The organism is Pseudomonas syringae group sp. J309-1, assembly GCF_032582135.1.
GTDB classification, from domain to species: Bacteria; Pseudomonadota; Gammaproteobacteria; order Pseudomonadales; family Pseudomonadaceae; genus Aquipseudomonas; species Aquipseudomonas quasicaspiana.
Genome location: NZ_JAWHNU010000027.1, coordinates 32,331 through 44,911 on the forward strand (window position 1 = coordinate 32,331; position 12,581 = coordinate 44,911).

General features: G+C 54.3%; 12 protein-coding genes. 9 read left to right on the top strand and 3 right to left on the bottom strand.

What is annotated here, in order from left to right:
- Positions 1-185: 185 nt before the first annotated feature.
- From metG to RX972_RS15885, 4 genes are all read left to right on the top strand, one after another.
- Positions 186-2,234, top strand: coding sequence for a methionine--tRNA ligase (gene metG, locus RX972_RS15870; protein ID WP_122807231.1), 2,049 nt, complete (start codon positions 186-188; stop codon positions 2,232-2,234).
- Between the two features lie 468 nt (positions 2,235-2,702).
- Positions 2,703-3,758 (top strand): electron transport complex subunit RsxB, encoded by a 1,056-nt coding sequence (rsxB, locus tag RX972_RS15875; protein ID WP_316876792.1) that lies wholly within the window; start codon positions 2,703-2,705, stop codon positions 3,756-3,758.
- Positions 3,755-4,393, top strand: coding sequence for an endonuclease III (nth, locus tag RX972_RS15880; RefSeq protein ID WP_027898443.1), 639 nt, complete (start codon positions 3,755-3,757; stop codon positions 4,391-4,393). Before rsxB ends, nth begins: the two co-directional genes overlap by 4 nt.
- A 105-nt stretch (positions 4,394-4,498) precedes the next feature.
- Entirely contained in the window at positions 4,499-4,681 is a 183-nt protein-coding gene (locus RX972_RS15885; RefSeq protein ID WP_027898442.1) for a PA3496 family putative envelope integrity protein, read from the top strand.
- Between the two features lie 121 nt (positions 4,682-4,802).
- Here the strand turns inward: RX972_RS15885 and RX972_RS15890 are convergent, their stop codons facing one another.
- Positions 4,803-5,429 carry a response regulator transcription factor gene (locus tag RX972_RS15890; protein ID WP_025261490.1) on the bottom strand — a complete coding sequence of 209 codons (627 nt, stop codon included), beginning with the start codon at positions 5,427-5,429 and terminating at the stop codon, positions 4,803-4,805.
- A 1,248-nt stretch (positions 5,430-6,677) separates the two neighbouring features.
- Here RX972_RS15890 and RX972_RS15895 point away from each other — a divergent pair.
- Positions 6,678-7,205, top strand: coding sequence for a hypothetical protein (locus tag RX972_RS15895; RefSeq protein WP_231675444.1), 528 nt, complete (start codon positions 6,678-6,680; stop codon positions 7,203-7,205).
- A gap of 129 nt (positions 7,206-7,334) precedes the next feature.
- On the top strand, positions 7,335-7,562 hold the full coding sequence (locus RX972_RS15900; RefSeq protein ID WP_122394860.1) for a hypothetical protein: 228 nt from the start codon (positions 7,335-7,337) through the stop codon (positions 7,560-7,562).
- A gap of 378 nt (positions 7,563-7,940) precedes the next feature.
- On the opposite strand, the gene RX972_RS15905 is transcribed toward RX972_RS15900, so the two are convergent.
- Positions 7,941-9,158: an argininosuccinate synthase gene (locus tag RX972_RS15905; RefSeq protein ID WP_027898440.1), complete on the bottom strand. Its 1,218-nt coding sequence runs from the start codon at positions 9,156-9,158 to the stop codon at positions 7,941-7,943.
- Positions 9,159-9,290: 132 nt separating this feature from the next.
- Positions 9,291-10,196, bottom strand: a complete 906-nt coding sequence (locus RX972_RS15910) for a flagellar protein MotY (protein WP_027898439.1) — start codon at positions 10,194-10,196, stop codon at positions 9,291-9,293.
- A gap of 146 nt (positions 10,197-10,342) precedes the next feature.
- Here RX972_RS15910 and pyrC point away from each other — a divergent pair, with 146 nt between their 5' ends.
- The 3 genes from pyrC to RX972_RS15925 all read left to right on the top strand — a co-directional run bounded on the left by pyrC (position 10,343) and on the right by RX972_RS15925 (position 12,564).
- Positions 10,343-11,389 carry a dihydroorotase gene (gene pyrC, locus RX972_RS15915; protein WP_027898438.1) on the top strand — a complete coding sequence of 349 codons (1,047 nt, stop codon included), beginning with the start codon at positions 10,343-10,345 and terminating at the stop codon, positions 11,387-11,389.
- Positions 11,386-12,057: a ribonuclease T gene (gene rnt, locus RX972_RS15920; protein WP_027898437.1), complete on the top strand. Its 672-nt coding sequence runs from the start codon at positions 11,386-11,388 to the stop codon at positions 12,055-12,057. Before pyrC ends, rnt begins: the two co-directional genes overlap by 4 nt.
- Before the next feature lie 288 nt (positions 12,058-12,345).
- Positions 12,346-12,564, top strand: a complete 219-nt coding sequence (locus RX972_RS15925; protein ID WP_032627525.1) for a bacterioferritin-associated ferredoxin — start codon at positions 12,346-12,348, stop codon at positions 12,562-12,564.
- Positions 12,565-12,581 lie beyond the last annotated feature (17 nt).

A 12,581-nucleotide genomic window follows, 5' to 3' on the forward strand; every position in this document is an offset into this window, starting at 1 on the left:
CCCGCGATAGCGTGAGACCGGGCGGTAATATTTCGACTGAAATACCGCAATCGCGGGGAAGCGCGCTCCTACAGGCAATGCCCAACGATTAACCACGCACATTCCTACAGTCAGCACAGGATGAAAAAAATCACTCAGACCTTTATAGTGGCCGACCTCCGTTTCACTTCAAGTAGCCGAGCCCCATGTCCGAGCCACGCAAGATCCTCGTTACCAGCGCCCTGCCCTATGCCAATGGTTCGATCCATCTTGGCCATATGCTTGAGTACATCCAGACCGATATGTGGGTGCGCTTCCAGAAGCACCGCGGCAACCAATGCATCTATGTCTGCGCGGACGACGCTCACGGTTCGGCAATCATGCTGCGCGCGGAAAAGGAAGGCATCACCCCGGAACAACTGATCGACAACGTCAAGGCGGAACACAGCGCCGACTTCAGTGATTTCCTGGTGGACTTCGACAATTTCCACTCGACGCATTCGGATGAAAACCGCGAGCTGTCGAGCATGATCTACACGCGCCTGCGTGATGCCGGGCATATCGCTACCCGCTCGATAACCCAGTATTTCGACCCGGAAAAGAAAATGTTCCTGGCCGACCGCTTCATCAAGGGCACCTGCCCGAAATGCGGCACTGAAGATCAGTACGGCGACAACTGCGAAAAGTGCGGTGCGACCTACGCGCCAACCGACCTGAAAGACCCGAAATCGGCGATTTCCGGCGCTACGCCTGTCCTGAAAGACTCGAAGCATTTCTTCTTTGACCTGCCAGCTTTTGACGCCATGCTCAAAAGCTGGACACGCAGCGGCACCCTGCAGGATGCCGTGGCAAACAAGATCGCCGAATGGCTGGATGCCGGCCTGCAGCAGTGGGATATCTCCCGCGATGCGCCTTACTTCGGCTTCGAAATCCCTGACGAGCCGGGCAAATATTTCTACGTGTGGCTGGACGCTCCTGTCGGCTACATGGCCAGCTTCAAGAACCTGTGTGCACGCCGTCCTGATCTGGATTTCGATGCTTTCTGGACCAAGGATTCGACGACCGAGCTGTATCACTTCATCGGCAAGGACATCGTCAACTTCCACGCCCTGTTCTGGCCAGCAATGCTCGAAGGTGCAGGCCTGCGCAAGCCAACCGGTATCAATGTGCACGGCTACCTGACCGTCAACGGTCAAAAGATGTCGAAATCACGCGGTACGTTTATCAAGGCACGCACCTACCTGGATCAGCTGTCACCGGAATACCTGCGCTATTACTACGCAGCCAAACTGGGCAAGGGTGTGGACGACCTCGACCTGAACCTCGACGACTTCGTGCAGAAGGTCAACTCGGACCTGATCGGCAAGGTCGTGAACATTGCCAGTCGTTGCGCGGGCTTCATTCACAAAGGCAATGCCGGTGTGATGGTGGCTGAAAATGCGGCTCCGGAACTGACCGACGCGTTTCTGGCTGCAGCACCTGGTATCGCAGAAGCCTATGAAGCACGCGACTTCGCCAGAGCAATGCGGGAAATCATGGGGCTGGCGGACCGCGCCAACGCCTATATCGCTGACAAGGCTCCCTGGTCGCTGGCCAAACAGGAAGGTAAACAGGATGAAGTACAGGCGGTCTGCGCACTGGGCATCAACCTGTTCCGGCAACTGGTGATTTTCCTCAAACCGGTATTGCCACTGCTGGCTGCCGACGCCGAGAAATTCCTCAACGTTGCGCCACTGACCTGGGATGATCACAAGACGCTGCTGAGCAATCATCAGCTCAACCCGTTCCAGGCCCTGATGAGCCGCATCGACCCGGCCAAGGTTGAAGCCATGACCGCCGCTTCGAAAGAAGACCTGACGGCCAGCGCAACCGATACCGGTGCCGCGCCCGAGGGGAATGGTGAGCTCGCCAAGGACCCGCTGTCTGCCGAGATCGATTTCGATACCTTTGCAGCTGTGGACCTGCGAGTTGCCCTGATTCTCAAGGCCGAGCATGTTGAAGGGGCAGATAAACTGCTGCGTCTGACTCTGGATATCGGTGATGAACAGCGCAACGTGTTCTCGGGCATCAAAAGTGCCTACCCGAACCCATCCGAGCTGGAGGGCCGCCTGACCATGATGATCGCCAACCTCAAGCCGCGAAAAATGCGTTTCGGTATTTCGGAAGGCATGGTGATGGCCGCAGGCCCGGGTGGCGAAGAAATCTACCTGCTCAGCCCTGATAGCGGTGCCAAACCAGGTCAACGCATCAAGTAAAGTTGGGAACTGGCCCGATAGCAGCGTCGCCGCGCTACTATCGGTTTTTTTGCTTTATCAGAGACGTTTGGTCGAATGCTTTCTCCCTGTGGGAGATTCTATGTTGGCCTGCAAGCTTGCTCATGCGCTATTGACCTTGCAGGACCGGCTTTAGCCGGGGGCGCAGTATTTCTGCGATGGATTTTTAGCGGATGTACTGACGTCCTCCCGGCTAAAGCCGGTCCTACGAACAGCGCGGTCTCTGTGGGAGCGAATTCATTCGCGAAGGCGTCATTCCTGACGATACAGATACATCGAATGGACCGGCCCCTACGCGAATGAATTCGCTCCCACAGATTTGTGCTTGCAGGCCAACATAGAATCTCCCACAGGATCTCTGTTCGGCGCACAAACACCTTCAGGGCATGCGAACGCCGGTCATATCCACCCTTTGCAACACCCATCACACGCTCGCAACCCGGCAAAACCATGAACCTCATCCAAAGCATCGACGCCCTGCTCCCCCAGACCCAATGCGGAAAATGCGGACATCCCGGCTGCAAGCCCTATGCAGAAGGAATAGCCCAAGGCGAAGCAATCAACAAATGTCCGCCGGGTGGCGATGAGACCGTTGCTGCCCTGGCGCAGTTACTCAGCGTTCCAGCGCTGCGCGTCGATCCGGAGCGGGGTTCTGCGCCAGCACAAGTCGCGTTTATTCGGGAGGCCGAATGTATTGGCTGCACCAAGTGCATTCAGGCCTGCCCGGTCGACGCTATCGTCGGCGCGGCAAAGTTCATGCACACCGTGATCGTCGATGAGTGTACCGGTTGCGACCTGTGTATAGCCCCCTGCCCGGTGGATTGTATCGACCTGCTGCCGCTGCCTTCTAACGTCATTCCTATCGTCAGCGGGTATGCCGCGACTATGACTGAGCAACAGAATCGTAGCCACAAGCGAAACCATGCACGACGTCGCTTCGAGTCCCGCAACGCGCGACTGCGACGCGAAGAGGAGCGTCGGCACGCTGAGCGAGTTGCGCGCGCGCAAAGGGCCGCAGCAGCACCTGAACCCCCTCGCTCAACTGCGCAATCAAGAGATGAGCGCACAGGCGCGCAAAGCGTTGCCGTCGACGACGATGCATTGAAAAAAGCCCGCATCAACGTGACGATGAGCAGGGCCCAGCTCAATAAGTCCCTGAAGGCATTCGGTCACCCGCCCATCGCCGAGCAGGCAGCACGTCTGGTTCAATTGCAGCAGGAATACGAAACGGCCGAACAAGCCCTTGAGAGCCTTCAGTCCGCGCAACCCGGCCCAGTCGCAACACCGACTCCGCGGATGGACAACAGCAGCGTCAAACGTGCAAAAATTCAGCTGGCCATGGCCCGCGCGGCATTGAAAAAAGCGCAGACGACCGAGGCCTCGTCAGAACAGATCGCGAGCCTGACAACTGAGCTTCAACATGCCGAACGCGCCCTTGAGGTCGCAGAGCAGAATCTGTCAGCCAATCCGCAAGCTATCGCCCCCAAGGAAAATCCCGGTTCATGAACGCTGCAAAACGCCTGGAAATCTTTCGTCGCCTTCACGAAGACAACCCAGATCCAAAGACCGAGCTGGCATACACCACGCCATTTGAACTGCTCATTTCTGTGATCCTTTCGGCGCAGGCGACCGATGTCAGCGTGAACAAGGCCACCGCCCGGCTTTATCCTGTCGCCAATACGCCACAGGCAATCTATGAGCTGGGTGTTGAAGGCTTGTCCGAGTACATAAAAACCATCGGCCTCTATAACAGCAAGGCGAAAAACGTTATAGAAACATGCCGAATGATTATGGAGTTGCACGGTGGAGAAGTGCCGCAGACACGCGAAGCACTTGAAGCCCTGCCCGGCGTGGGACGCAAGACAGCCAATGTGGTGCTCAATACTGCATTCCGCCAGATAGCCATGGCGGTAGACACCCACATATTTCGTGTCAGCAATCGTACCGGCATCGCTCCAGGAAAAAATGTGGTTGAGGTAGAAAAGCAACTGATGAAGTTTGTACCCAAGGATTATTTGCTGGACGCCCACCACTGGCTGATCCTGCTTGGCCGCTATGTGTGCCAGGCTCGCAAGCCACGTTGCGGCAGTTGCATGATCGAAGACCTGTGCGATTACAAGCACAAGACCTCGGACGATTGAGCGATAGGCCCTCAAACGACTGATCGATTGAAAAAATCTTTTTTACCCGCTCGCAGATACTCGCTATAAGGTGCGCCAACGACAGCACAAGTCTGGAGTCACCTTATGAGTACTGACAAAGAGCAATTGGACGTAGACGACGACTTCATTGCAGTTGAATCAGATGATGCAGAGCCCGCACCTGTTGAACCTGCCAAGACCAATCTCAGCAAACGGCGCACGATCGACAACATGCTTGAAGAAAGACGCCTGCAAAAGCAACTGGCTGATTACGATTACGATCTTTGATCGCTGCCCCCCGCTTCACCTGCCTATTCAAAGCCTCTCATGTGCGAGAGGCTTTAGCGCTCAGCGCCAAAAGCTGCAGCGCATATCATGATTTCCCTCTGGTAAAAATCACCAGATCTCCTCAGACCAGACCATTACGTTGGGCAAGCTCGATGAGATCGACCAACGAATGAGCATTGAGCTTAAGCAACAGTCGAGTCTTATAGGTACTGACTGTTTTGTTACTCAAAAACATTCCATCTGCAATTTCCTTATTGGTTTTACCTCGCGCCAATTGCTGCAGCACCATCATTTCCCGGCCAGACAGACGATCAACCATGTCAGCTTCGCTGGCGTTGCCCATGCTTGAGCGAACAGTATGCAGGGCCTGGTTGGGGAAATAACTGTAGCCCGATAATACGGCCTTGATGGCACTCAACAGCTCGGTGAGGTCCTGCTGCTTGCAGACATATCCGGCGGCCCCGGCCTGCATGCAGCGCATGGAGAAATGCCCAGGAGCCTGCGAGGTCAGGATCAGCACCTTGAACGGCAGCGTCATTGCAGACAGACGGGCGATGACTTCAAGGCCATCCAGTTTTGGAATGCCTATGTCGAGAATCACGATATCGGGCAAATGCTCACGAGCCAGTTGCAGGGCATCCACTCCATTATCCGTCTCCGCAATAACCTCATAGCCATGGCGCTCCATCAGCATACGAACAGCAAGGCGAATGACGGGATGATCGTCCACGATCAGCACTTTATTCATGGGCAGTCCAATTTTCGCTTTTCGAATTTTCAGAGTGAGCACAATAGCTTAGTCGTTTAGTGCTTTGCATGGCGCGCCCCCCTTGGGACTGACAGCCAAAGACCATTCCCACAATTAGCGCAGAATACTCCTACAAATATCAGTCTAAATGACGCTACATAAGAGGCCATCACAAGTCTGCCTGCGCTGAAAAAGAGAAATTAACTGATTTGTACAAAGTCAAGATAATGGGGCGTGGCTCAACTAATAGAATTATTATGTTCAGGTCAAGCATTTTTCAAATATCCCTTTGGACTAATAAACATGCATTACACCGACCTGGTGGATCTTCAAGCTATCGACATCCGTGACAACAGGTCGAGCACTCAGTCTAGGTAGCTTCAAGCCATCACCAGAAAAGGTGCTTTCATATTCCCTTCACACGTCCTCAAATTTTCCGGACCTCACGAGCACAAACACACTGTTACATTTCTGAGACACTGGCCCTGTGCTTCGGCGGCGAGGTTCAATATGTCAGAACACCGCCACATTAAGCGTCACGGTTGTGCCAACAGAATATTTCAGGCCATCAGCCTCTGCGACGTTTAAAAAATACACACTTTGCAGCAGCAATTTTGTAAATATATATATTTTACGAAAATTCCTACTTAGATTTCGGAAACGACTGAGCATTCAAGCAAGAATGGCCTCCTTGCTCATTTAATTGTGCGGTATTCATGCACCGCACAAGCCATAAAATCGGACAACCTCTACCTCATAAGAAATTTCCAAAAATAATGCATGACTTTTCTGACGGAGACCGACCTCAGGCAGCCAACCGGCTGAAAGCTAATACTATATCCCCATGCAAATCCATATACCCTCACTAAAGAGGAAATGTACTACAACACTAACAGACGTTGAAAATCACCATGTAAGAAAATCAATTGCCTTATAAATCAATCCCTCTAGCGAAAGCTTTTTTACTTGCAAATTTTATTACCAGTCGTTACTTTTTCAAGAACCCTTCCACTAATCACAGATAAAACATGCAGGACTACATGAAACCCACTTAACAAATGATGCCAATTTGACCCATCAAAAAAGCGTTGCTTTAAATGGACTCTCCCTCACTAGAGAGCCGAAGGGATTCGGGCAGCACGAACATGCCCCCATCCGAACAGCCTCCGCTGACCGCGCCCTGATATGGACCGACGATTCTTTTTTGAATGGGCCCTGTGTACAACCATGTTCAAAAAGGGATATATCATGAACAACAAAATCTCCGGTGCCTGCCCTCAAGAGGCAGACTCTCTGGATCTTGCGGCAGCTGTTGAACACTTTGTAGCCCAGGGCGGCGTTATTGACATCGTCTCGCAAGCTGCACATCAGGCAGCCACACTGGGTACCTCCAGTGCAAAAACAGCACCTGAAATTGCAGCCGTTGATAACCCTGAAAAGTTGCAAACCCTCAAAGCGCTAGTGGCGAAAGGCGCCGGAATTAACGCACTGCAATACTCGCTGAGAATGAACAAGAGAGATATCAAACAACTGGCCGCGGAGCACGGTGTAAAAATCGCATTCAGCCGCCCGGTCAGCGAAACCGGTAGAGCACATCGGTCTGAAACGTCAGATATTGACGATACTGTGGCGGGGCATGCAATGCATTACTCAAGCCTTGGATACTCCGCACCCGAGATTGCCAACATTCTCGGCTTGAGCGTTCGCCAGGTATGGAACATAGGAAAAGCGTATCGATTCGAATTCAAGATAAACGAGGGCGACCCCTCCCCTTAGAAGGGTTTAAAAAAGAAAACTGAAAAAACAAAGAAAACTCATACACGATTCAGGTAAGCGTGCACCTCTTTTGAAGTTCACCGAACCTACACCCTCTTTCTCCATTAAGGTCTTATTTGAGAAAACACCATGAAACTACTACCACGCCTTATCAACCCGATCAGCATCATCGCGATGTTCGCTGCCTTGTGTGAAGCATCAGCGACAACGGTACTCCCTCATCTTGATGAAGAAAACCGTCAGATTTATATATGGTTTCTTATTGCGTTTCCCTCTGCACTGGTTGTGTTATTTTTCCTCACGCTCAATTTCAACAGCCGGGTTCTTTATCCTCCAGTCGATCCATCAGATAAATAGCCTGGTCGCTATCAAGGCTTTCGGAAAACCCAATGTATGTCCGCCCCTCCTCGCCACCCTGTTAAAGCGCACAAAGACGCTCAGCGTGAAGACACGCTCATGCAGGCGTAACGATCTGGAAAACACGTTAGATATAGAATTTACAGGGAGAATAAAAATTCGGAAAAATCATGACGCCCTGAAACGTCACAACTGAACGCAGGCAGATTTATCCCCGCCCCTTAGGCACCACGGCAGCACCTTGAACGGCAACTTTCGACGCCGCAAAGGTAACTGAACAGACTGCAAGAGCCGCCGCGCAGGCAGCATCTCGCAAGTCTCAGTCATTTTCAGATGCAGCACCCCAAAGGTGCTGCATCTTCATTTCAGGACACGTCGTTAAAACAGTTTACGGCCCTTGTTCGCTGCAATACGCATGCGCAGCGCATTGAGCTTGATGAAGCCTGCAGCATCTGCCTGGTTATAAGCGCCACCATCTTCTTCGAAGGTCGCGATATTGGCATCAAACAGGGACTCATCAGACTTGCGCCCGGTCACGATCACGTTGCCTTTGTAGAGCTTGAGGCGCACCACGCCATTCACGTGAGCCTGCGACGCGTCAATCATCTGCTGCAGCATCTGACGCTCAGGGCTCCACCAGTAACCGGTGTAGATCAGGCTCGCGTACTTGGGCATCAACTCATCTTTGAGATGAGCCACTTCGCGGTCCAGAGTGATCGACTCGATGGCACGGTGAGCGCGCAGCATGATAGTGCCGCCTGGCGTCTCGTAGCAGCCGCGGGATTTCATACCCACGTAACGGTTCTCGACAATGTCCAGACGACCGATACCGTGCTCGCCACCGATACGGTTGAGCGTTGCCAACACAGTGGCAGGCGTCATCTCAACGCCGTCCAGCGCGACGATGTCGCCGTTGCGGTAAGTCAGCTCCAGATATTGTGGGGTGTCCGGAGCCTTCTCCGGGGACACGGTCCAACGCCACATGTCTTCTTCGTGCTCGGTCCAGGTGTCTTCCAGCACGCCGCCTTCATAGGAGATGTGCAGCAGGTTGGCATCCATGGAGTATGGAGACTTCTTCTTGCCGTGACGCTCGATCGGGATCGCGTGCTTCTCGGCGTAGTCCATCAGCTTCTCGCGGGACAACAGGTCCCACTCGCGCCATGGGGCAATGACTTTCACGCCAGGCTTCAGTGCGTATGCACCCAGTTCGAAACGAACCTGGTCGTTACCTTTACCGGTAGCGCCGTGGGAAATGGCGTCAGCGCCGGTTTCGTTGGCGATTTCGATCAGGCGCTTCGCAATCAGCGGACGAGCGATAGAGGTACCGAGCAGGTACTCGCCTTCGTAGACGGTGTTGGCGCGGAACATCGGGAACACGAAATCACGCACGAACTCTTCGCGCAGGTCATCGATGTAGATTTCTTTGACGCCCATGGCTTTTGCCTTGGCGCGTGCGGGTTCGACTTCTTCGCCCTGACCCAGGTCAGCGGTAAAGGTCACTACTTCGCAGTTATACGTATCTTGCAGCCACTTGAGGATTACCGAAGTATCCAGGCCACCGGAATACGCGAGAACTACCTTGTTTACGTCCGCCATGCCATCACTCCACCGGGTTGTACGGAAAACCGGTGATTCTACCGCTCAAACGGCGTGATTTACAGTAGCGCGACAGCTTCTGACGATGAAGCGACAGATTATGTCGATCTGGCGACGAGTGGCGAGTCGTCGTCAGATTTTCGCGGGAGCCGTGTTCAACGCAACAGGAGCGGGTCTTTCATCCGGCGCAATACGCTCCAGATGGATGTTTACGCGACGGTTGCGCGCACGGTTGGCGTTGTTGGTATTAGGCACCAGCGGATAGCGTTCGCCGTGGAAACGCAGAGTAATCTGCTCTTCGGGAATGCCTTGAGCCTTCAGAAAATCCATGACAGCCAGGGCGCGACGCCGGGACAAGTCACGATTGGTCAGGCGATTGCCACTGTTATCTGAATGTCCGTCCAGTTCGACGTGATTAACCGTCGGATCGGCTTTGAGATAGGCCACGATGGTTTGCAAGCGAGCCTTGGCTTGCGCATCAAGATCGATGCCTCCGCCCGGGAAACCGACTTCGCCCTGCTTGACCTGGTCGTAGTTCATCGGCAGCAGTTTGGTGACGCACTGCTGATAATCGCTGAAGGCTTTATTGAATTTGACCGGTAGCAGGCGCACTTCGGTGGTACCAGCAGCATCACGGGAGTAATGGCGGATGACCGGGCTGCGACCTTCCATCAGACCGCTGATCAGCCGACTGGCCTGTACCTGCGAACTGCTGAACGGAAATTCACCATTATTGACTTTGACTGAACCCAGATTGATATCGCCGCGCCCCGGCTGCCATGGCGCAGCCGCGGCCAAAAGGGTCGCCGAGCCGCCGCCCGCCATGCCGCCGGCCGACTTGATCCGGAATGTGGCCTGCTCACCTGCACGACGCACGAACTCACCCGCACCGAAATCGGTGATGGGCTGGCTGAGGCGACACTCGAACTGATCGCCTTCCACTTTCCACTCAATACTTTCCAGACGGGTCTGGAAAGTCATTGCCATGGCCGGGAAGCTGGCGAACACGCTGAGCAGGGCTAGATATCGCTGGCGCACGGGAGGCTCCACTAAAAAATGACTGCATAACAAAAAGACTTCCTACAACGGGCTATCGGTAACTTCCTACAAAACTTGATAGCGGGTGCCTGAGAGAGTCTTTTCCGGTAGCATTCCCAGCGAGTTTGACCCGCCTGGAATCCCCAATGTCCGACCTCCTGACCCTTTTGCGTCCCGACGACTGGCACATACACCTCCGCGATGGAGCTGTTTTGCCCCACACCGTTGCTGACGTTGCGCGCACTTTTGGCCGCGCAATCATCATGCCTAACCTGGTACCGCCCGTTCGCAATGCTCAGGAGGCCGACGCTTATCGTCAGCGCATCCTGGCGGCTCGCCCTGCCGGCAGCCCGTTCGAACCGCTGATGGTGCTTTACCTGACCGACCTGACACAGCCGGAAGACATCCGCACGGCCAAAGCCACCGGCTTTATCCATGCTGCCAAGTTGTACCCGGCCGGAGCGACCACCAACTCCGATTCGGGTGTGACCAGCATCGACAAGATTTTCCCTGTTCTCGAAGCAATGGCCGAAGTCGGCATGCCGCTTCTGGTACACGGAGAAGTGACCCGTAGCGACATCGACGTCTTTGATCGCGAGAAAATCTTCATTGATGAACACCTGACGCGTGTCGTTGAACGCTTCCCGACACTCAAAGTGGTGTTTGAACACATCACCACCGCTGAGGCTGTGCAGTTCGTCAATCAGGCTTCGGCCAATGTCGGCGCCACGATTACTGCGCATCACTTGCTCTATAACCGCAACCACATGCTGGTGGGCGGGATTCGTCCGCACTTCTATTGCCTGCCGATTCTGAAGCGCAATACGCACCAGACCGCGCTGCTTGATGCAGCTACCGGTGGAAGCACGAAGTTCTTCCTCGGCACCGATTCGGCGCCGCATGCCCAGCATGCCAAGGAAAACGCTTGCGGCTGTGCAGGCTGCTACACCGCCTATGCAGCGATCGAGATGTACGCTGAGGCTTTCGAGCAACGTAATGCACTGGACAAACTGGAAGGGTTCGCCAGCCTCCACGGTCCGGCGTTCTACGGCCTGCCTGCGCCTCAGGACACTATTACGCTGGTCCGTGAAGAATGGACCGCGCCCACCAGTCTGCCGTTTGGCGAGCTGTCCGTAATACCGCTGCGCGCCGGTGAAAAACTGCGCTGGCGTCTGCTGGAGAAACACGCGTGAGTGAAGATCATTTCGACGACGAACAGGAAGGTCAGGGCGGCGGTTCGCGCCACCCCATGGCAGCCCGTTTTCGCGGCTACCTGCCTGTTGTCATCGATGTAGAGACCGGTGGCTTCAATTGCGCTACCGACGCCCTGCTGGAAATTGCGGCAGTGACCATCGGCATGGACGAAGACGGATTTGTGTTCCCGGAGCACACGCACTTCTTCCGCGTAGAACCGTTCGAGGGCGCCAACATCGAGGCCGCCGCCCTTGAGTTCACCGGTATCAAACTCGATCATCCATTGCGTATGGCCGTCAGTGAAGAAACCGCGCTGAATGACATCTTCCGTGGTGTTCGCAAGGCACTGAAGGCCAATGGATGCAAGCGTGCGGTGCTGGTCGGCCACAACGCCAGCTTCGACCTGGGCTTTCTGAACGCGGCGGTTGCGCGGCTCGACATGAAGCGTAACCCGTTCCACCCCTTCTCCAGCTTCGACACCGCGACGCTGGCCGGGCTTGCCTACGGCCAGACCGTTCTTGCCAAGGCCTGTCAGGCAGCCGGTATCGACTTCGACGGCCGTGAAGCGCACTCAGCGCGTTACGACACCGAGAAAACCGCCGAGCTGTTCTGCGGCATCGTCAATCGCTGGAAGCAGATGGGTGGCTGGGAAGATTTCGGCGACTGATTAACAACTGCAATTCTGTTGTGACTGAGCTGATGTTATCGCGGGCAAGCGCGCTCCTACAGTTGGATCGCGTTTCAGCTGTAGGAGCGCGCTTGCCCGCGAATGCTTTTAACAGGCCACAACAAATCCCACTGTCATCCCCCCTCACAGACCACTAATGCGACCCTCACCTGATGTAATTTCACCACTCGTCGGTACAGAGAGAAACCTTCTCAATGAGTTTTGACAAGCATTCTCATTAACATTAGTATCCCCGGCAACGAGAAATTACAGCGATGGTTCTCATTTATGTATGTCTGCCTCTGCCAAGGTGTTACCGACGGTCAAATCCGAGATGCAATATTCGAGGGTTGCTGCAGTTACAAAGACGTCCGTGAAACACTGGGTGTTGCCACCAAATGTGGCAAATGCGCCTGTTTAGCCAAAGAAGTGGTACGCGATACCCTTACCGAGCTGCAAACCAGCCAAGCGGCGTTAGCTTATCCAGCAGAATTTTCACCCGCCTGATTGACCTATTTCAAAGA